The sequence below is a fragment of the Ruegeria sp. genome, from assembly GCF_040830605.1.
Classification (GTDB): Bacteria; Pseudomonadota; Alphaproteobacteria; order Rhodobacterales; family Rhodobacteraceae; genus Ruegeria.
The window spans coordinates 105,133-125,880 of record NZ_JBFOMD010000013.1 but is presented as its reverse complement, the minus strand read 5'-3'; the positions used below and the strand labels follow the sequence as shown (position 1 = coordinate 125,880).

The window sequence follows — 20,748 nt, the reverse complement described above, 5'->3', positions numbered from 1 at the left end:
ATTGAATGAGTGACGTAAATTTTTTTTCCGCCCATCGCGATCTAATTGGTATGTTGACGACCATGGGTCAAGGCGGCGACGGTCCGGTTTGCCTGAGCTTTCGTAGCTGAGATTCGAATTCTGCCACGAACATCGCGCGCATCCCGGCCCGTACCGGGCCATCGATATCGGCCGACTTCGTGTCCCCAACAAAGAGAATTTCGCGGGGTAACACCCGCAGTTCGTTCGCCACGGCGGCGTAGATCTCGGGATCCGGCTTCGCCCGGCCAAGCTCATACGAAAACACCGTGGCATCCGGTTCGTCCGGCAAGGCTGCAAGCGTGGCGGCACCATAAGGGGACGCCAGATTGGAACAGATGCCAAGGCGAAAACCGCGTTCCCGCAGTTCTTTCCAGGCACGATCCATGCCCGGTCGTGTCCGGATAGACTGGGCTTCTGAGTGAATGCGTCGTTCAATCTCGGTGATTTCCAACTGACCGGCGGGAAAGCCCAACGCTTTGGGCCAGTCCGAGATGTCTCTACACTCTCGCAACACCCGCCATTTCAATGGCTTTCGGGCGTGCGGCGGCGCGATCTTGAGGAGTTGAGACCACGTTCGCTCAGGAGCCGCGATCTCCATCAATGTGCCAAAGGCATCGAAGCATACCGCCTCGATGCCGGCCATGAAATTGAAATCAAGAATGGGCGGGAATCCACGCATTGCAGTTCGCAATCTAACATTTTTTGCCACATCAAAGCCATCCCGGCTACTCTGCACCGCCCGAGCCAAATAGAGTTCTGCTTTCATCGGACCGGTGTGTTCAGGAGCAGGAAACCGGCAATCATCCGCACAACTTCTGGCAGAATCCAGGGATCATAACGAAACGGGAACATCCGGTATCAGGTGTTATGTGAAGCGATCTCTGGTTGAGCAGGCCTGTCGTCACCTTGAAGCCGGAGCTGACCCCAAGACCGCCTCAGTATCGCCTTAGAAGGCCCGCTCGTCTCCAACTCGGAAGTATGGCTTGCCGCCAAATCTCGGAAACAGTTACTCGATCTTTTACATCTTTCCCGCCGCTTTCAGCCGGTCGGCTGCAGTGCTCCAATGTATCCCTGCACGCAGCGCCGCTTGACGGACAGAATTCGTCGCCTGAAACACACGCTTGAGATCCTCGTCATCAACCCCGCGCCGGTGGTTGCCGCGTTTCAATTGAACACCGGATCGTCCGAGCCAGTTTGAGAGGGTCTCGGCCTTCGGGCCGTGCTTTTCCGACAGCTTGTTCAAGCTGCTGCCGCTCAAGTACTCTCGCTCAATTTGCTTTGAAAAATTTACGCCGTTGGCTTCCAGCACCTTTTTTGCAGTCTTCCAACTCAAGCCATACCGCGCCGCAAATGTGCGAAGGCATGGATCAAGCTGGTAGACGGTTTGAATCTCATTTGTTTCTACAAATCGCACCACAGCATAGGATGGGGTCCTGATCCCGTGAGCGAGGCCCCTTCCCTTTCGAAACACCACTGAAAACCCTACAGGATATATCATTGCGAAAACCGAAACAGGGGGTGAAACGAATAGATTCCCACGAAATCCTCTTTGTTCGTTGACGTGCAGAATCGCGTTTGTTTCAGTTTTCTCAGTAAAACATGGTCCAACAACTTTGACGAGGCGCCATGAGTGTTGACCTGCATCGTCATGAATTTCTGAAATGCCAGCTTCGCTGTGCCGGTAGTTCGTTGACAGATATCGCCAGGCGCCTCGGAGTGTCACAATCGACTGTGACGGTTGTCTGCCAAGGCTACCGCAAATCGCATCGGATTCAGACCGCAGTCGCGGAATGCCTTGGGACGACCCCACAGCACCTCTTTCCAGACCGTTACCCCGCAAAGGAGGAAAACATGACCTAGACACCGAACCGGGTACAGAGAAAAGGCCTCCTGATCGTCAAACCGAGGAGGCCTTTAGCTGAAGTGTCGATTGTAGCCGACGCTTCTTCATCCCCCGAGACGCAACAAAAGTCAACCAGTCGACCGCGAATCAATCGTGTTCGACTGGCTTGTGGCAACCCCAATGAAGAAGGTGGAGCGACCCCCACTCACTCCAACTGCGCTTTGCGTGGTCGGGCGGTGGCGGCTTGTTCCAGGAACCAATGACTGATCAATATCCAGCTTTTCGACCTCCGCATCCCAGCCGTGCGACGCGCAACATACCCTTGCGCTCGAAGGGTAGCCTGAGAGGAACGCTTGTCGCACAACTCCCCGCCGACAGGCACCCACGCGAAATTTGGTTTGAGAGCAAGCTGGAGGAACGATTCCTGTTTCTCCTGCTTGCTCGCTGCGACGTTCACGATGTCTGGGACCAGCCCCCCGCCGTCGCCTACCGGGATGTGGCAGGAAATTTACGAACACACACATTCGACTTCCGTGTCGTCTTCGTCTCAGGACTGACTGCGGCCGTAGCAATCAAGCCAATGGCGCTCGTGCTCAAACGGGACTTCGTTGCGGATTTGCGCCGCATCAAAGCCAACGTGCCGAAATCGTTCGCACAGAAGGTGTTCCTCATCACTGATCGCGGGGTCAACCAGACAGAAGCACAGAATGCCGCGCGTTTTCATGAGTTTTCCAGAATGCCCGACGGGGCGGCCGATCGCGCACTGACCAATCTGCTCGCAACTCTAGCTGGGCAATACCGAATCGCCGATCTCGTCGATCAGATCGGCCTTGAGGGGCGCGGCTATCGCGCAGTCGTTCGCGCAATTTATCACGGTCGGTTGAGTGCTCCGCGCAAGGAACTGATCAGCCCTGAGACAATCGTAACAGCGGAGACGATCCAATGACCTACCGCATGAGATTTTCCGAGACTGATCGGCTGAGCGTGGACGGCATCGCTTACCGCGTCCTGGATCATACAGAGGACGGCGTGATCATCGGCCAGGTTGAGAACCCTAGCCTGGTCGACAGCCTGTCCTACACGGCGCTCTCTGAGCTGCTTTCATCCCGAACGGCACGTCATGAGCCACGGTATTTTGAATGGGCCACGCGCAAGCAATCGCTGAATAACGAGATCGAGTTTCTATCACACCTTCCACAGGACATCATTGAACAAGTCCTTTGGCGGCAGACATGCTGCGACGCCTTGCTGCGGCTTATCGCAAAGGGAGATGCCGTCAGAACTGAAACAAGCATTGCTGGCGTTCGGCTTCTTCTGCGTGCGGCCGTTCAAGAGGCCGAAGAACGCGCGCAAGCTGCCGGTAACTCTCGGCGGTGTGGGAGCATGGTGTCCGTTCGGCAGTTTCCGTCACCCATCACCCTCAAGCGGTGGCTTGGGAAATACGAAGGGAGCGGCTTTTGCGTGCTATCGCTCATTCCCGGCACCCACAACTCGGGCAACGCATCGCGCCGGTTCCCCATCGCAACGGAGGTATTGCTGACGACATGTATCGAGGCCTACGCAAGTTATCAGCGACCGACCAAGCGGTCCGTGATCGACGATACGGTGTCTCGGTTTGACGAGAAAAATGATCGACGCGCCAAGGATGGCCAGGAGCTGCTGATCGTTCCTTCCGAACGCACAATCCGTCGGCGTATCGACGCTCTTGACCCGTACTATGTCTATGCTCAGCGCTTTGGCCCGGAGGCCGCAAACCGGAAATTCAACCTTTACGAAGTCGGCGTCGAGGCATCCTACCCTCTTGAGCGGATTGAGATCGACGAATGGCGCGTAGACGCGATATCCCTCTTCACATTGAGCGGTATAATCGACCACCTTAGCCCGGAGCGCCGGGCTCGGCTGGAACGGGGGCGCCGTTGGCTCTATGTCGCGCTAGATTGTGCCACCCGTTGCGTCGTGGCAATGCGGCTTGCAGAAAAACAGGCCGGCATCGAGGCGGTGCGAACGCTCGAGGAAATTACCCGGGACAAGACAAGGCTTGCTGTGGATCTTGGCTGCGAAAGTGCCTGGGACCAACATGGTGGCATCACGACGATCGTGACTGATCAAGGCTCCGCGTTCGTTAGCAAGAAGTTCCGCACGGCCGTAACCAGCCTTGGCGGCACCGTCGAACTCCCGCCCGCTGGAGTCCCGTCGCTGCGTTCCCGGATCGAACGAGTATTCAAGACATTTGGATCGCGGCTCCTGCCGCGCCTTTACGGGCGAACTTTCTCCAACGTGACCGAACGCGGTGACTACGACTCGGAGGCCTGGGCCGTCCTGTCAGATGACGAGTTGATCATGTCGCTGGTTGTATACGCCGTCGACATCTATCAACATGAGCCCCATGCAGGCCTCGCAGGTGAAACACCTGCCGATTGCTGGACGCGGCTCGCCAAGGCTTATGGCGTCACGCCGCCACCAGACGCTCATACCCGTCGCGCGGTCTTCGGGACCAGACATATTCGCCGCGTGTCCGGCCGTGGCGTCAGGGTTCTCGGGATCGACTACACTTGCTCAGCGCTACGGGAGTTCCACCTCCACAGCGTGGAAAGAGACGTCGAGGTTCGGGTAGATCAACTCGACCTCGGGTGGGTTTCGGTGAAGATCGGGGACACCTGGTATGCAGCCTCCGCGATTGTCCCCGGCTTTGACGGGAAGTCCGTGGCTGAATGGGTAGAAGCCAGCAGAAAGCTTCGGCTCGAAAACCACCATGTCGATAGGCTATCGTCGGCAATGATCGCACGAGCCTTCGACAAAATCACAGAAATCAACCGTCAAGCTCTGAGCCGCATGCGGCTTACCCCGCATCACTACACGGCTGCGGACATCAAACGCCATGAACAACAGCTCTACCTCGGCCTGAACATCGAGACCGAAATTGGTTTGGAATCGGCCTCGCGTCGGGATGCGGATTTGTTCGACAACGCCACCGAAATCGATCCGGCCGTTGCACCGCGGGCTCAACGGGAATCAGAGACCCCAGCGACAGATCGGGACACCAATCGCGGAGCGACCGAGCCCGGCTCTCGGCGTTCCTCCTGGAAATTGGAGGACGAGTGACATGACACGGAAAGAACTCCATCAGATCAGCGAAACGATTGCGAAGCTGCGGGCACACTTCGTATCGACAGAGCGCTATACAACCATCGAAGAACAGTTCCATCTGCTCCTGCAGAAACGCCGCGCAGACATCAAGGCCGGACGCACTACCGAGGCACGATGCATCGCACTAATCGGCGGCTCAGGAAGCGGTAAAACCACTGCTATTGAGCGTCTGTGCCGTCTGAATGCGCAAAGCCGCAAACGATCCAAAACCAACACCCACGAGGTGGTCAGTCTCCGGGTTCCTTCGCCCGCAACCCTGAAATTTGTTGGCCAAACGATCCTTCGGTCCCTCGGTTACGATCTGCGCACCGATCGGCAGGCCTGGTACATCTGGGACCTTGTTCGGTTCCACGCCAGGGAACGGGGTGTTCTGTTCCTTCATCTGGACGAAGCACAAGACCTCTCGGCACGCGGCACGGAGCGCGAGCGGCAGGCGGTTGTGAACATGCTGAAATCGCTGATGCAGGATCCAGCATGGCCCGTGGGGTTCATTCTCTCGGGAACACATGAGCTTAAAGGGATCCTGAATTTCGACGCCCAACTCGGCCGCCGGGTCTATCCGATTCAACTCGAACCGCTCGACGCACTCAATGACGGAGACGACGTTCGCGGACTTGTGCAAGCCTATTGTCGCAAGTCCGTGCTTGCCGCGGCAGACACGCTTTCAAGCGCTGATTTCACCGCACGGCTCGCCCATGCTGCGGCCAACGAATTCGGCTTGGTGATCGAGCTGATCATCGCGGCCATCGAGGAAGCCCTGATTGCAAAGCAAACCCAGCTGACGCCCCGCATGTTTGTCGATGCTTTCAGGCGGCGATCAGGGTGTATCGATGGGTTGAATCCCTTCCTGATCGAAGACTTCGAACGCATCGACCCTCGTGCGATCCTCAGCCGCCTGGAGGTCTTGTAATGTTGGACAACAACATCAAAGGACTACTTCCAGTACAGCTTGGAAGAGGTGAAACTGCGAATTCCTTCGCATCCCGGTTGGCCGTACGAAACGGCACCACACGTCTTCTCGAATTCTGCACTGACATGGGGCTGTCTTTTCATCAGCTCGGTCACGGAGACCCAGGCACGCTACGTGCATTGGCGCGGATAGCGGGCGTCGAAAGTCGTCAGCTGCTTGCTCACACTCCCAGAATGATCCGCCGGAATTGGTTTGAATTCGGCGCCGAACACATAAAATGGCGTGCGATGCAGCGAGTGAGACTGCGTTATTGTCCGATTTGCCTTGCCAACGACATTCAGCTGAATGGAGCGCTTGGCCCTTTTCAACGGTCCAGTTGGCTCTTGACCTCGATCCGAACGTGCCATGCCCACCAGTGCATGCTGACGGACCTGCGCTATACTGGCCACTCAAATAGTTGCGATGATTTTCTGTTGAAGCTGACCACCCTGCGCTCGGGGCGAGACGATCCAGACGGCAAAGCTGTCCGTCCAAGGGCCTTAGCACTTGAGCGGTATCTTCTACGGCGTATCCGCGGTGCCAAAGGGCCGGATTGGCTAGACACGTTGCAGTTTCATGTAGCCGCACAGCTTTGCGAGAATTTCGGGCTTCTTTTGACGAAAGGCGCTGATGCCGTTCGACATCAGACCACTGAGCGCGAATGGGTTGAGGCAGGCGCTGCCGGTTATCAAGTGCTGAGCGAGGGCAAAGATGCATTGACTAGAAAGCTGAAGGAGATCCAGAACAGAAATCCGATCGAATACCAGCTCTATCGCAGCAAGTATCGTGTCTTCTACCAGTGGCTTCGAGACCGGGATGAAGGGCCGGAGTATGATGAAATCCGCGACCATGTTCGCCAGTTCGTGTTCGACAACTTTCCTGTAAAACCGGGAGCCCTCGTACTTGGTGTGCCCTGTACCGAACAGAAACTTCACACCATATGCACGGCAAGCCGGCGTTTTGGGATCTCAAGACAGATGCTCAGCCGATGCCTTGTCGAGCGCGGCTTGGCTGAACAGGTGCCGGGATCTACCACTCCTAAGATACACGCGTATATTCAAAATGCGGCAGTCGAAAACATCATGTTCGAAACGATTGGTACGATGGATATCAGACAGGCTGCTCAGTATCTCGGTATCGACAGAAACCTAATGGCGCGATTTGTTGGGAGAGGCTGGATCACCCATTTGGTGAAACCCGGAACAGATTGGCCCCGCTTCACCGAAATTCACTTGAAACGCTTCATTGCAGAGCTTTGGAGGAAACCGAAAGACCGGCTGACCATTGAAACGTTGACAGATATACCGACGGCGGCACACCGAACGCGCTGCCGTATCGAACACATCGTTGAACTGATCCTTAAAGACCGACTTGGATCCAGCAGGTGTGCCGCAGGTGAAACGCCTTTCAAATCTGTTGGTGTTGATCTGTACGAGTTACGAAAACTGCTTGTTCCGCCGGCCGACATTGGCTTCTCCATCAACGATGCCGCCAAGTATTTACGTGTTTCGACCCGCACAATTACAAGCCTGACTGATGCAGCAGTGCTCAAGTGCGATAGCTTCAACTGGCCGGTTGTGGGTCGGTCGGTTGAACTCGTCACAGCACAATCAGTTGCGAAGTTCCGGTCGAAATACATCTCTTTGGCGGAACTTTCGGACACCAGGAAGCGTGCGCCGGGGCCTTTGGCTCAACACCTGGCGGCCAAGAACATCCAGCCGACAAGTCTAGTGAGTGGTGAAAGCAGGATTTACAGGCGAGCCGATCTTATCTCCATCTGAAACACCCAATCCGAGCGCATGGGCCAGCGTTTGCTGGCCCTTTTTTGTACCGTTTCCGCATCGTTTTCGGCTGCAGAGTCAAACTATGTGTCAAAAAAGGTCAATCAGGTGCTACATTCAGATTTTCAGCGTAGAAAAATCAATGGGTTAGCTGGCACCCGAGGGTCAAACTATGTGGCACTCCACACCAACAGTTCAACATGTTAGTGTGCATTGGAGCGGTTTGACGCAAAATGAAGCCGTGTACGTATCTCTCACGGTCAAGACACGGCATATACTACTTCCGTTGGCCACCGCCCGACACGACCGTACAGCCTGCCCCAAAAACATCCAAGAACTTTGAACGACCACTTTGCGCACGGAACTATTCAAATCTTCCTACCTATAGGCCATTTACGTTCAGATAGACTGCATATAACGAGCTGGTTCCCGCTGCGAAAAGCCGATTCAATTTCGCTCCGCCGAAACACACATTTCCGACCATTTCTGGAAGTTGGACCTTTCCGATCAAGTCTCCTTGCGAGTTAAGGCAATGAATGCCATCTGCCGCGGAACTCCAGATACGGCCATGTCGATCTGGTCTGAAACCATCGAAAACTCCTTGTGTGCATTCCGCAAAGACCTCACCTCCTGTCAGGCTTTTCCCATCGGACGAAACGGCAAATCTGCGGATGTGGGCCGGGCCGTCCGGATCATGCGTAACGCCCGTATCTGAAATGAAAAGGGTGCTTTCATCGGGAGAAAACGCCAGGCCGTTGGGTTTCATGAAATCTGTCGCGACAGCCGTCACCTCGGCCGTGTCGGGATCGATGCGATAGACATGGCATGCTCCGATTTCGCTGTCTGCCCGTTCGCCTTCGTAATCCATCATGATGCCGTAAGACGGATCGGTGAACCACACAGAGCCATCCGACTTGACCACGACATCATTCGGTGAGTTCAGACGCTTGCCATCCCAGGCATCCGCCAAAACCGTGATCGAGCCATCATGCTCGGTTCGAGTGACGCGGCGCGTCAGGTGTTCACAGGAGACCAGCCGCCCCTGTCGATCTACCGTGTTGCCGTTGGTATTGTTGGAAGGCTGCCGAAACACCGAAACCGACCCATCCGTATCATCCCAGCGCATCAGACGATTGTTGGGGATGTCGGACCAAACCAGATAGCGCCCGGCGGCGAACCATGCCGGGCCTTCAGACCAGCGCGCGCCGGTCCATAACCGCTCGACCCGGGCATGACCGATGATGCAAGCCTCGAATTCCTTTTCCATGACGTCGAAACCCGTGCCGTCCAGAACACCAAACATCAATCTCCTCCTCTGTTCATCAAATCACCGGGCCTGGCCGTGGCCCACCACGTCTGTGCCATTTGGCTCCTCGGCAACGCAGGATCAGGCCCCCAGATGGTTTGAAAGGTAGCAAAAACACACCCCGCCCGGCGCAAAAGGACGGTGATGCTGCACAGAACGCCTGAATAGAGAGCGACCGCAAACCACATCCAGCAGGGTGCATTAGCAAACCACAAACCGCTCAGGATTATGATGACGATAATCGGCAGGAGGGCATAGCCAACGCGTGGGTGAATATGGCTGAATTTCAGGCGCCTGCGGATCATGTCATAGTGGCCTCCTAGCATGCCACCGGGATCTGATGGACCTCCCTTTGAACCGCGCGCCATGGCGCCCAGAAGCTGCAAGAAACAAAAAGACAGAACAAGATTCCCAAGCACAGCGTGAAACTTCACAACGACGCACGGAATACTCCAAACCAGAAACACAGCCGGCAATGTCAGGAAACAAGCGGTACTCTGACCAATCTGAGGGCACTGCCACCAGATTGGATTACTCGAAACGCGCAGCCAATCTTGGCACGGCATGGCTTTAAAGCACTGCGCTGCGATTGCGGCCGCAGGACAAATGACCGCCCAGGCTAGTGCCATCAGCCGCCGGTGCCATGACACGGCGAGGCCAATCTCGTGACCTCGCCCCGGGTCAAAGGATGACAAAAGCCATTCCGTCATCCGCATTTCGCCTCAGCCTTGTATTTCATCCGGCAACAACGCATTGGGGATGTTCTGGTAGCTCACAGGGCGCAGCCAGCGCACGATGGCCAACGTGCCCACCGATGTGGCCCGCACGTCCGTGCTTGCCGGGTACGGCCCGCCATGCATCATCGCGGAACAGACCTCGACACCGGTTGGGAAACCGTTTGCCAACAGGCGGCCCGCTTTTTCTTCGAGGATCGGCATGAGTGCCTGTGCTTGCGGTGTATCCGCATCATCCACATGCAGGGTCAGGGTCAACTGCCCCTCCAGACATTCGGCCAGTGCCTGCATCTGATCTGCGTCGTCACATAGAACGATGATACCCGCAGCGCCAAACACCTCGTGTTGCAGTTTGGGGTTTGCCATCCAGTCGGCTGCGTTGACCTTGAACAACGCGGGCGATGCCCAGCGTTTGCCGGACGCCGAGCCGCACGACGTCACCTCGACCATCAGCTCACGAAACTGATGGACCCCTTGTTCGTAGGCATCGTGGATGCCATCGGTCAGCATCTTCTGTTCGGCGGTTTCGTTGAGCGCTTTGGCACAGGCGGCTTCAAGTGCCCCCGCTTCTGGTCCTTTCAGCATGACGGCAACGCCGGGATTGGTGCAGAACTGCCCCGCACCCATGGTCAGGGATGCAGCCCAACCTGACCCTATTTCGGCCGCACGTGCGGACATGGCATGAGGCAGGCAAAACATCGGGTTGACCGAGCCCAGTTCGCCGTAAAACGGGATCGGTTGTGGGCGTGCATGGCACAATTCGTAGAGCGCCCGACCGCCTGTCAGAGATCCAGTGAAACCGACGGCACGGATTTCTGGATGCTGTACGAGAGCCGAGCCGACCTCGCGCCCCGAGCCCTGCACAATCTGAAATGTGCCAGACGGCATGTCGCAGATCTCAATGGCCTTGGCGATGGCCTGTGCCACCAGTTCTGCTGTGCCCGCGTGGGCGCTGTGGCCCTTAACGACAACTGGACAGCCTGCCGCCAAGGCTGAGGCGGTGTCACCACCCGCCGTTGAGAAAGCGAGCGGGAAATTCGACGCACCAAAGACGGCCACGGGGCCGATGGCTTTGTGCGTCAGGCGCAGATCAGGACGGGGGAGTGGCGTCCGATCAGGAAGTGCGCCGTCTTTTCGGATATCGAGGTATCCTGTCTCTTCAATCAGGTCGGCAAACATACGCAGTTGGCCGGTCGTTCGGCCGCGCTCGCCCACCAATCGCGCTTCGGGCAGGCCCGTTTCAGCCATGCCGGTTTGCGTTATTTCGTCGCCCAGAGCATCTATCTGGTCCGCAATCGTGCGCAGGAACGTGGCGCGTTCAGCGCGAGATTTTCCCGAATAGGCGCGGAAATCGCGTCGGGCCGCGCGGCAGGCTTCGTCGACCTGCGCGGCGGTGGCCTGCGCAAAGCCCTGCCCACCCAGATCGTCAGATGCACGTAAATTATCGGACCCGACCCAGTTGCCGTCGATCAGGTTTTTTCCAAGGATCATCTTATTTTCCCCATTTCAGGACAAGCGGGTCCAGTGGTTTCAAAAGGTCTATCAAACGGTCGCGAATGGCCGGTTGCAGCGGATCGATCGGATGACGGCAATAGTCAGATTGGATAACCCCGCCTTCGACCATCGCGGCCTTGCAGGATTGCCAGCCGCATTGGCGGTTTTCGTGATTGATCACCATTGCGACGCGCCCATAGGCGGCGGTGGCCTCATAAATGCGGCCAGCATGGTGATGGGAGATCACTGGCTTGATTTGGTCGACGATCATGCCCGAAGTCATCGACCCCGTGGCCCCGGCATCCAGATCAGCCAGTAGAGTGATCCCTTCTTCACCATCAAACGGCGCTTCAATCGAGTCTCCCCCTTCGGCGATCAGTGCGCGGAGCTTGTTGGCCGCGCGGGGGCATTCGATCTTGAACAGTTTTACCATGTCGATCTCTCGCGCCATCCTCACCAGCAACGGCACTGGCAGATCAACACCTGACAGCGGCGCATCCTGCACCATGATCGGGATGCCAACCTCACCTACGGCTGCAAACTGCTCATAGGTTTGCTGCGCGTTCCCTTTCAGAAGCGCCCCATGATACGGCGGCATCATCATGACGATGTCGGCACCAAGCTCTTTGGAGTATTTTGCCCGTTCGACTGCGATCTGCGTGGCAAAATGGCTGATTGTCACAATCATCGGCACGCGTCCGGCGACATGTTCCAGACACAACCGGGTCAGAATTGCGCGTTCCTCGTCTGAAATCAGAAACTGCTCCGAAAAATTCGCCAAGATGCAAATGCCATCTGCCCCTTGGTCAATGAGGCAATCCAGAACACGTTCCATTCCGTCCAGATCAAGAGAACCGTCATCGTTGAACGGCGTGGGCGCAACGGGCCAGATACCGGTGTAAGCCATGATCTACTCCGTAATCTCGAAGTATTTGAGGTACTTGTCTGTGATCTCAATCCCCAGACCCGGTTTGCTGTCGTCAAGGTCCAGGAACCCGTCGACAGCCTGCGGATCGCCCTCAAAGATGTAGTAGAACAGCTCATTGCCCACCTCGACATCGAAGACGGGGAAGTACTCGCTGATCATGCAGTTCGCATTGGCCATGGTTAGATGGTAATTGTGCATCTGCCCGGCATGCGGGATGACCGGCACCTGAAAGGCCTCAGCAATGGCATTGATCTTTTGCGCCGCCGTGATACCGCCCACGCGGTTGGTGTCGTATTGCAGGACTGAAACCGCCTTTTTCTCGATCAGGTCCTTGCAGCCGATGACCGAAAATTCGTGTTCGCCGCCTGAGATCGGAACGACGTTCATCGCATTGAGTTCACGATAACCTTCGACATCGTCGGCGATCACCGGCTCTTCCAGCCAGCGAGGTTCATACTGAACCAGTTTGGGCAGCATCCGTTTGGCGTAATCGAGGTTCCAGCCCATATAGCATTCCAGCATAAGGTCGGCGTCATATCCGATCACCTCGCGCACTGCCTCAACCCGTTTGAGGTTCTCGCGCATACCGGGCATGCCATCCTTGGGGCCCCAACCAAACCGCATTTTGTAGGCTCTATAGCCGTTCTGTTTCGCTTCTTCCGCCTCGGCTTGCATCACGTCAATGGGACCGGAATACAGCTTGGAATAATAGACCGGGATCCTCTCCTTGGTGCGCCCGCCCAGCAGTTTGAACACCGGCTTGCCCGCCAGTTTGCCCATCAGATCCCAGATCGCGAGATCAACAGCGGAAATGGCTGCCATCCCGATCCCTTTGCGCCCCCAGGCATGGCTGCGGCGGTACATCTTTTCCCAAAGGTAGGCATAATCGAAAGGGTCTTCGCCAATCACCAGCGGCGCGAACCACTCGTCAATGGCCGCCTTCACAACAGACGGAGCCAGCGCCGCGTTGCCGATGCCAATGGTACCGTCTTCGGTTTCGATCTCGCAGGTCAACCACTGATGAAACCGGAATGACGACATCGCGTCGCCTTTCTCATACAGGAGGTCTGACGCGTTGGTACAGAAATTGCCGGTGGGTGGCACGGTTGGGCCTGTCCAGTTCCAGACGCGCGTGCGCACGGACTTGATTTTGGTCATCTTGGTCTCCTCAGGCCGCACCACGGTCGGCGCGATGTGTTTTTGCCATACGCACCAGCAGGTCGAACGCCTGCCGCGTTGCGCCCGGATTGGCCTTGTTCTGTCCGGCTATATCAAAGGCAGTGCCATGCGCCGGGGTGGCCACCGGAATCGGCAGCCCGCCCGCAACTGTCACACCGCGTTCAAACCCCATCAGCTTGATCGCGATCTGACCCTGGTCGTGATACATGGTCACGACCGCATCAACCTCGCCACGCTGCGCCTTGAGGAACACCGTGTCCGACGGCCAGGGGCCCGTCACATTCATCTGTTTCTGCTGCGCCTTGCGGACGGCGGGTTCCAGAATGTCGATTTCTTCCCGGCCGAACTTGCCATTGTCGCCCGCGTGCGGATTGAGCGCTGCCACCGCGATATTAGGTCTGGCCTTGCCGGCCTTGCGCAACGTGTCATGGGCCAGATTGACGGCCGCCAATATCCCCTCTTCGGTGATATTGGCGGCCACATCCTTGATCCCGATATGCGAGGTCACGCGCGTCGTCATCAACTCGTCCAGAACGTTGAGTTCCGAGTGATAGCCGTCATGCCCCATATACCGCGCCATATAGCGATGTTCGTCTTCTGCGTTCAGCCCTGCAGCGGTCATCGCAGCTTTGTTGAACGGGCCAAACAGAATGCCATCGACCTGCCCCGCCATCGCCAGATCCATCGCTTTGTCCAGGCAGCGAAGGGACGTCCTGCCGCCTTCCACCGTAACCTCGGCGATCTTCACATCTTCGGGTGCGATGGTATCGAGCTCAAGGTGAGACAACCCCCGCTGATCGGCAACGTCGGCTTCGGTGGTTGTGTTCAGAGGCACATTCAGACCGGCCTGTTCCGCGCCGCGTGCCCAAAGATGGCCATCACCTACCAGCACGATGTCGGCGGCATCCTGAACACCATCCTGATGTAGCAGTTTGGCGATCAGTTCCGGCCCGATCCCCGATGGGTCGCCCGAAACAATCGCGATACGCGGTTTGGTCATGCCGCATTCTCCCAATGTTCTGAAAATCCGTCGGGCAGGATGACCATCACATCTGGTTCTTTGCCCGTATCAAAGGTCTGAACAACCTCGAACGTATCGAGGTTAAAGCGCTGCACCTGCTCACAATCGATTGCGATATAGGCAAAGGCGGCCTCATCATCGATGCACAGCGCCAGCGGATTGGCAGGCGTTTTCTGTTCATGCAGCATCTCGCCCGTCGCCTCGTCGAAAACGGAGAACGACCCGCCGAAATGGTTCATCGTCACCAGGCGGTTGCGCTTTTTGTCATAGTAGATGCGGCAGGGATCATCCGGTGTCGGAAAGGTGCGCTCAATCTCAAGCGTTTGCGTGTTGATCACCGCAACCGTGTTGGAGATCCGTTGCGAGGTATAGAGCGTATGAACCTCTTCCCGCAGGCACCGACCTTCGGGTTTTTGTCCGGTCTTGATCGAAATTGGCTCGACCGAGGCGTCATACGGGTCGAACACCGTCACATCGCCAGAGGTCAGGTTCATCGAATAAGCCGTGCGGCCATTCTTGGTCAGCGCAAACAGATGGCATTTGCTGCCACCGGTCGGCGTGATGTGATCCCAACCCTGATCGAAAGCGCGCGGGTTTTCCTTGACCAGCAAATACCCTGTCCATTCTGACAGAACATATAGCCGCCCCTGCCTATCCAGCCCGATTCCATGCGGGCGGGCGTGCTCGCCAAGATCATAAGTATGGGCGATTTCTTGTTTGCGAATATCGACTACGACGACCGAGCGCCCATCGGTGCCGTCAATGCCCGAATTCTGCACCCCGTAATGGCCGACATAAGCATAATGGAAATCGCTATCGACAACGAATTCATGAGGGAAATGTGGCAAATCCAAACGCCCCTGCAAGGCGCCCGTGTCAATGTCATACCAGCTCACGCAATGGCTGCATTTCTCTATCAACATCATGGATTGCGCCATTCAAACTCCCTCCTGTGATGGTCTGTTCCGCGTGTCTGAGGCCGGCCTCGAAACGGCCGGCCTCGGACGGGTTTCTTACCGCTCCAACGCGCCAACGCCTGAGAAGCGGAAGGCTTCCTGTTCCAGCGCATCGAGCTCTTCGGCGCTCATCTGATCATGCGCGACCGTGATCCGACCCAGGAAAACAAAGGGCAGCTCGTCCTGTCGACCTTCCATATGCGCCTTGATCGCTTCGGCCGTGGCCGCACCAACATCATCGCCCATGCGCATGGGGGTTGCGTCCAGATCGCCTCGACGAATGGCGTCCAGCTCGAGACCTGTGCCGCCCCAGCCAGTCGAGAACACATCCTTTTCTTTTCCGACTGCAACCTGCGCCTCAACCGAACCCATCGCCATCGCCGTGTTCGCGTTGTGGATGATCGTGGCCTCTGGGTATGCCTGCAAGATCAGGCTGGTGCCTTCGAAACCGCCTTCACGCTGATACTCGCCATAGTGCTCATAGACAGTAGTCCAGTTGCCCTTTTCCTCGACACAGGCTTTGAAATCGCCCGAGCGCTGATCATCGGTGATCCCCGGAATGCCGCGGTTCATCGCCATGGTCACATCATTACCCAGACGCCCCAGCATGTAGTCGCACATGGTCAGCGCGCCCGCCGCCGAGCTGAAGTCGAACCACGCATCCGGTTGGTTTTTCAGATCTTTGGGCGGCGTGTGGAAGGCCCATACGAAGGTCGCAAAACCATCATTGCCTGCCATCTTGTCAATATTGTCCGCCTGAATGGCTAGTTCCGAGGGACCAAAGATCACGAAATCATAGAGGTCGGCATCCTGCACAACCTGATTGGCATAGGTCGACTGCAAACTGTGTTCGATCTGACGGCTGGCGAATTCAGTGGTTTCGTATTCGATGCCCAACTCGTTCAGCCGTTTTGTCATCGCCAGATAGTTGCGGGCCCAGAAATCCGACGTGTCCGCGGATGGATAGATCAGGGCGATTTGCAGCGGACCATCCTGGGTGCCCGAATACTTGACCGCTTCGGCACCGGTTGTGGCTTGCAGGGCCTCCAGCTTGCCATCGGCGTTCACCTCAGCCGGAACCCAATAGTCGCGGTCTTCGATACCAGGCAACTCCTTAAGTGGCAGCTTGCCATCACCGTCTGCGAACGCCCCCGCGGCACACAGGCAAAACGCGCTTGTCGTCAGTAAAGCTTTGTTGAATTGTTTCACGGTAAGTCCTCCCTTTCGCGAACATTGTGGGGTCTTGCAGGTGCGTCGGGACTCCTACCTCCCGGCGCACCACTTTTGTGCCTCAGCCGCTCGGCGTAGGCTCGGTTGCCAGTCCCGCCCCAACGGCCAGCAACAAGATCAATGCTCCGATCAGCGCGGCCGAGAACCGCAGTAGCCTCTGCGCCTCTTTCGTACGCAACCCATCCAGGAGGCTGCGTGCGCCGTCCCGGTCTTTCTTTTGCATCCAGGTGTAGAGCGCGACCGAGCTGACAATCACCACACCGGAAGCAACGGATTGCCAGAAGAACTCGATCCGCAGGGTCACCAGAGCGTTGATCATCATCGAGAGCAACAGCACGCCCGCCAGCGAGCCCAGCATCGACGCTCGCCCACCGAACAAAGATGTGCCGCCAACCACAACCGCTGCGATGACATGCAGGTTGAAATATGGAGCCGACGTTGCCTGAATGGCGTTCAGCTTGCCCGTCAGCATGACACCTGCCATCGCTGCAGCCGCGCCCATCAGCACATAGGCATAGATTTTGTGACGGTCGACCGCGACGCCGGTCATCTCACTGGCCTCGGGGTTCGAGCCGATGGCAATGGTGTAGCGCCCGAAGTAAGTGCGGGTCAGCACGACATAGCCGATGGCCATTGTGATAAGGCCCAGAACGACTGGAACAGGAATGAAACCGGGAATCTGGCCTCGTCCGATCTCGGTAATCAGGTCCGGGAAACGGGCCAGCACCAGACCTTTGGCAATCACCAGCGCCAGACCGCGATAGACCAAGTCCATCGCAAGCGTGCCGATCAGGTCGGGTACTTTGAACCGGGTGATGACGAGACCGTTGACCAGCCCCATGAGCGCGCCCATGACAATCGCCAACGGCACGGCGACCCACGCCGGGAAACCGTATTGTTTGATCAGAAAGGCCATCAGGATTGCCGACAGGGCGGCAATTGACCCGATGGACAGGTCGATCCCGCGTTGCGTAATGACGAAGGTCATGGCCATCGCCATCGGCATATAGAGTGCGGCATCTAACAGGATCAGGTTGAGGTTTGTGAGGCGGAAGTACCGCGCAGGTTCTGCGATACCCATAAAGATGAGGATGGCAAGGATCATAACCATAGGTCCGATGAAGGCCAGATAGGGCTCAAGCCGGTCCATGATCGTTTTCTGTTCGGTATTTGTGGTTGCTGCGGACATATCGTTCTCCTTCACGCAGCCGCATCCTGGGCGCCAACAATCAGGCCCAGAACGTCTTGAACGGAGCTTTCAGCAGTTTTGACAACGCCGACGGCACGGCCCCGGCGTTGCACATGCACCCGGTCGGCCACTTCGAACACATCGTCCAGTGAGTGGGAAATCAGAATCACTGCCAGGCCCTGCTCACGCAGCGTCTTGATCAGCTTCAGCGTCCGCGCGGTTTCCTGAGGGCCCAGCGCCGCGGTGGGCTCATCCATCACCAGAAGACGCAGGTCTTCATGGTAAACAGCGCGGGAAATTGCGACCGCCTGCCTCTGCCCGCCCGACAGGCTTTCTGTCATCACATCCATCGAGCGAAGACGAACGCCCAAGCGTTCTTCCAGAACCCGCGCAGCCTCGGTTTTCATGCGCTTGTTGTCCAGAAACGGAATGCCAAATACACTCTTGGTCAACTCGTTGCCCAGAAACATATTGGCGGTGGGCGACAGGTGATCAGCCAATGCCAGCGTCTGATAGACTGCGTCAATCCCGTTTGCGATTGCATCGGAATGGCTCGCCATCTTCAAGGGCCTTCCATCCATCTGGATGTGGCCTTCGGTGGGTTGATATACGCCAGTCAGTATCTTGATCAGAGTGGATTTACCCGCCCCGTTGTCGCCCACGATGGCCAATACCTCGCCAGCATAAGCCGTCAGATCAACATCCTGCAGCGCCGTCACGCCGCCAAAGCGCTTTGTTATTCCTTGCATCTGAACCAATGGCTGTTCGCTCATGGTTTCCTCCTCTGCGCAAAGCTCCGCCATCGCGGTCAGTTGACCGCTCGAATGGGTTTGCGCCGTTTCATCTTGCCGAAAGCGGCCCCACAGCCGGGGCCGCCCCTGGGCTTACTTGCCCCAAATCTGTGCGTAGGCTTCGCGATAGGGACTGTCAGGGTCGAACTGGTTGCTGTCACCCAGCTTGGCCAGACCTTCCTCGGTCACCAACGCGGGCGAGGTGATATAGCCCGAGCATGCCTCGCCCTGAATGGCGCGGTTTAGCTCGTCCACAAGCTGCCAGCCTTGTAGGTTCAGCGGTTCAGCCACGGTGATGGTCTGGTAGTTGCCACTGCGGATGCGCTGGAACGCGGCCTCGGACCCGTCGCCAGCTGAGCCGGCTTGCGGACCATCCTCGGATGAAATCCCCGCCGCAGCCAGCGCCGGCCCCATGAAATCAAAGTACAGGTCGTTGATCGCTAGAGCGTGCGTCCACTGGTCGCCATACTTTTGCAGTAGGCTGGTGGTCAGCGGGCCCATACGAGCCGAAGTATCGGCAATCGGAGTGTCCACATATTCCAGCACGGTGCCACCCGCCGCCTCGATCGTTTCTTTGATACGGTCAGCCTTGTCGATGGCAATCTGGTAGGTCGAGTCGGTAAAGATGATCGCGCCGACCCCGTCGCCCCCATCGTCCATGGCCCATTCGGCAGCCACTTCGGACACGGTCATGGCGTCGGTCGAGACATTGGCAAAGATACCGCCGGGCGCGTCGCAGCCAATCTTGGGCCCCGAGTGCCACGCGACCATCGGGATCCCCGCGCTGACCACACCTTCCAGCGCCGCTTGTTGTTCAACGGCGTCGAAGCCGTTGATGATGATTCCGTCAGGTTGCAAGGCAAGTGCTTGGCCAATCGCACCGGTACGGCCCTGAATCGACCCCGCACCATCCAACACGCGGACGTCCCAGCCAATGGTACCGACCGCCTCTTCGACGCCGTTGGTCACCCCAAGAATGCCGCCGTTCTTCAAATCACCTGCTACGACGACAATTGATTTGCCCTCGGCTGCTTTGGGCCCGCTGGTCGGTCCGTCAAAGGCGGTCTCGGCCATGACAGGTACGCCCAGACCCGTCAGCAGGGCAGCGGCGGATACCGCCATAAAAGTCCGTTTCAGCATAATCTCCTCCCTTATGCTTTTACTTGTTGGCGCCCTTGCGGCGCTGAGCGTAACCGGCGATCCCGATCGCAATCAGCAGCGTGACACCGTTGAACATCGGCTCGACCCAGAAGGATCCACCGAATTGCTGAATGCCCGAGATACCAACAGCCAAGATCGCGACACCCACGACTGTTCCCCAAACATTCACGCGTCCCGGCTTGATGGTGGTGGACCCCAGAAAGGCCCCGACCAAAGCAGGTAACAGGAATTCAAGACCGACCGAGGCTTGCCCGATCCGCAATTTCGATGCCAGAAGCACCCCGGCAAACGCGGTGATCAGGCCCGATGACATGAAGGCTCCAATGACGAATTTCCGCGTTGGAATACCGTTCAACTGTGCGGCGCGTTGGTTGGCGCCTATCGCGTACAGGTAACGGCCGATTGGCGTGTATTCGAGGATCAGCCACATCGCGACGGTGATCGCCAGAACATAGAACCCGGTGATCGGCAGGCCGAACACAAAAGTCCCGTTAATCGCGTAGAAACTGTCCGGCAATGCACCAACCATCTGACGCCCGCCCGTGTGCCACAATGCTAGTGCGTACAACACAGTCCCGGTGCCTAGCGTAGCGATAAAACTGTCGATCTTTGCAACCTCGACCAGCAACCCGTTCAGGAACCCGGTTAAAAGACCCAATGACAGAACGATCGCAACGGCGATCGGCCAGGGAATTCCGAACGTCGTCTGCAACGAGATTGCCAGGATATGCCAAAGAACTATCCCGTAACCGACTGTCAGGTCGATCCGGCCCGCAGCCATCGGGATCATCGCACCCAGCGACAACAGCGCAATGATGGCCTTGTCCGAGATGATCGCCCGCAGGTTCAAAAGCGTCGGAAAGGTATTCGGCAACAGGATCGAGAACAGGATGATCAGAAATCCGGTCAGCAGAACCAACCCGTACACTGGAAGAAAACGCAGTACCCGGGTTTTGAGCGGAGCATTTTTCAGCTCGGCCTTTGTGGGTTCCAGTGCATTGGATTCAAGCGATTGCAT

Annotated in this window: 19 protein-coding genes and 1 pseudogene; 6 read left to right on the top strand and 14 right to left on the bottom strand. The window is 57.2% G+C overall.

What is annotated here, in order from left to right:
- Nucleotides 1-67: 67 nt before the first annotated feature.
- Nucleotides 68-787 carry an HAD family hydrolase gene (locus AB3N21_RS18290; RefSeq protein ID WP_367936567.1) on the bottom strand — a complete coding sequence of 240 codons (720 nt, stop codon included), beginning with the start codon at nucleotides 785-787 and terminating at the stop codon, nucleotides 68-70.
- A 252-nt stretch (nucleotides 788-1,039) separates the two neighbouring features.
- Complete coding sequence (locus AB3N21_RS18285) at nucleotides 1,040-1,435, bottom strand: hypothetical protein (protein WP_367936566.1); 396 nt, start codon at nucleotides 1,433-1,435, stop codon at nucleotides 1,040-1,042.
- A gap of 212 nt (nucleotides 1,436-1,647) precedes the next feature.
- Here AB3N21_RS18285 and AB3N21_RS18280 point away from each other — a divergent pair, with 212 nt between their 5' ends.
- The 6 genes and pseudogenes from AB3N21_RS18280 (at nucleotide 1,648) to AB3N21_RS18255 (ending at nucleotide 7,741) form a co-directional block, all read left to right on the top strand.
- Complete coding sequence (locus tag AB3N21_RS18280; protein ID WP_367936565.1) at nucleotides 1,648-1,881, top strand: transcriptional regulator; 234 nt, start codon at nucleotides 1,648-1,650, stop codon at nucleotides 1,879-1,881.
- Between the two features lie 242 nt (nucleotides 1,882-2,123).
- Nucleotides 2,124-2,810: a hypothetical protein gene (locus AB3N21_RS18275; protein WP_367936564.1), complete on the top strand. Its 687-nt coding sequence runs from the start codon at nucleotides 2,124-2,126 to the stop codon at nucleotides 2,808-2,810.
- Nucleotides 2,807-4,966: a Mu transposase C-terminal domain-containing protein gene (locus AB3N21_RS18270; protein ID WP_367936563.1), complete on the top strand. Its 2,160-nt coding sequence runs from the start codon at nucleotides 2,807-2,809 to the stop codon at nucleotides 4,964-4,966. The genes AB3N21_RS18275 and AB3N21_RS18270 overlap by 4 nt, the downstream gene beginning before the upstream one ends.
- A 1-nt stretch (nucleotide 4,967) precedes the next feature.
- Nucleotides 4,968-5,921, top strand: coding sequence for a TniB family NTP-binding protein (locus AB3N21_RS18265; protein ID WP_367936562.1), 954 nt, complete (start codon nucleotides 4,968-4,970; stop codon nucleotides 5,919-5,921).
- Nucleotides 5,921-6,334: pseudogene (locus AB3N21_RS18260) on the top strand (TniQ family protein); the annotation flags it as partial. The gene AB3N21_RS18265 and the pseudogene AB3N21_RS18260, both read left to right, overlap by 1 nt.
- Nucleotides 6,335-6,340: 6 nt before the next feature.
- The gene (locus tag AB3N21_RS18255; RefSeq protein ID WP_367936664.1) at nucleotides 6,341-7,741 is read left to right on the top strand and encodes a hypothetical protein; all 1,401 of its coding nucleotides are present in this window, start codon (nucleotides 6,341-6,343) and stop codon (nucleotides 7,739-7,741) included.
- A 382-nt stretch (nucleotides 7,742-8,123) separates the two neighbouring features.
- Here AB3N21_RS18255 and AB3N21_RS18250 read toward each other — a convergent pair whose 3' ends face one another.
- From AB3N21_RS18250 to AB3N21_RS18195, 12 genes are all read right to left on the bottom strand, one after another.
- Nucleotides 8,124-9,044 (bottom strand): SMP-30/gluconolactonase/LRE family protein, encoded by a 921-nt coding sequence (locus AB3N21_RS18250; protein ID WP_367936561.1) that lies wholly within the window; start codon nucleotides 9,042-9,044, stop codon nucleotides 8,124-8,126.
- Nucleotides 9,044-9,676 (bottom strand): cytochrome B, encoded by a 633-nt coding sequence (locus AB3N21_RS18245; RefSeq protein ID WP_367936560.1) that lies wholly within the window; start codon nucleotides 9,674-9,676, stop codon nucleotides 9,044-9,046. Before AB3N21_RS18245 ends, AB3N21_RS18250 begins: the two co-directional genes overlap by 1 nt.
- Before the next feature lie 93 nt (nucleotides 9,677-9,769).
- Complete coding sequence (locus AB3N21_RS18240) at nucleotides 9,770-11,272, bottom strand: aldehyde dehydrogenase (NADP(+)) (protein ID WP_367936559.1); 1,503 nt, start codon at nucleotides 11,270-11,272, stop codon at nucleotides 9,770-9,772.
- A gap of 1 nt (nucleotide 11,273) precedes the next feature.
- Nucleotides 11,274-12,185: a dihydrodipicolinate synthase family protein gene (locus AB3N21_RS18235; RefSeq protein WP_367936659.1), complete on the bottom strand. Its 912-nt coding sequence runs from the start codon at nucleotides 12,183-12,185 to the stop codon at nucleotides 11,274-11,276.
- Nucleotides 12,186-13,361: an L-rhamnonate dehydratase gene (locus AB3N21_RS18230; protein WP_367936558.1), complete on the bottom strand. Its 1,176-nt coding sequence runs from the start codon at nucleotides 13,359-13,361 to the stop codon at nucleotides 12,186-12,188.
- A 10-nt stretch (nucleotides 13,362-13,371) separates the two neighbouring features.
- Nucleotides 13,372-14,382, bottom strand: coding sequence for a 4-hydroxythreonine-4-phosphate dehydrogenase PdxA (locus tag AB3N21_RS18225; RefSeq protein WP_367936557.1), 1,011 nt, complete (start codon nucleotides 14,380-14,382; stop codon nucleotides 13,372-13,374).
- Entirely contained in the window at nucleotides 14,379-15,341 is a 963-nt protein-coding gene (locus AB3N21_RS18220) for a YncE family protein (RefSeq protein ID WP_367936556.1), read from the bottom strand. Before AB3N21_RS18220 ends, AB3N21_RS18225 begins: the two co-directional genes overlap by 4 nt.
- 75 nt (nucleotides 15,342-15,416) lie before the next feature.
- Nucleotides 15,417-16,568, bottom strand: a complete 1,152-nt coding sequence (locus tag AB3N21_RS18215) for a substrate-binding domain-containing protein (protein ID WP_367936555.1) — start codon at nucleotides 16,566-16,568, stop codon at nucleotides 15,417-15,419.
- A gap of 82 nt (nucleotides 16,569-16,650) precedes the next feature.
- Nucleotides 16,651-17,778 carry an ABC transporter permease gene (locus AB3N21_RS18210; protein ID WP_367936554.1) on the bottom strand — a complete coding sequence of 376 codons (1,128 nt, stop codon included), beginning with the start codon at nucleotides 17,776-17,778 and terminating at the stop codon, nucleotides 16,651-16,653.
- 11 nt (nucleotides 17,779-17,789) lie between these two features.
- Nucleotides 17,790-18,551: an ATP-binding cassette domain-containing protein gene (locus AB3N21_RS18205; RefSeq protein ID WP_367936553.1), complete on the bottom strand. Its 762-nt coding sequence runs from the start codon at nucleotides 18,549-18,551 to the stop codon at nucleotides 17,790-17,792.
- Between the two features lie 111 nt (nucleotides 18,552-18,662).
- Nucleotides 18,663-19,709 carry a substrate-binding domain-containing protein gene (locus AB3N21_RS18200; protein ID WP_367936552.1) on the bottom strand — a complete coding sequence of 349 codons (1,047 nt, stop codon included), beginning with the start codon at nucleotides 19,707-19,709 and terminating at the stop codon, nucleotides 18,663-18,665.
- Nucleotides 19,710-19,728: 19 nt separating this feature from the next.
- The gene (locus AB3N21_RS18195; protein WP_367936551.1) at nucleotides 19,729-20,748 is read right to left on the bottom strand and encodes an ABC transporter permease; all 1,020 of its coding nucleotides are present in this window, start codon (nucleotides 20,746-20,748) and stop codon (nucleotides 19,729-19,731) included.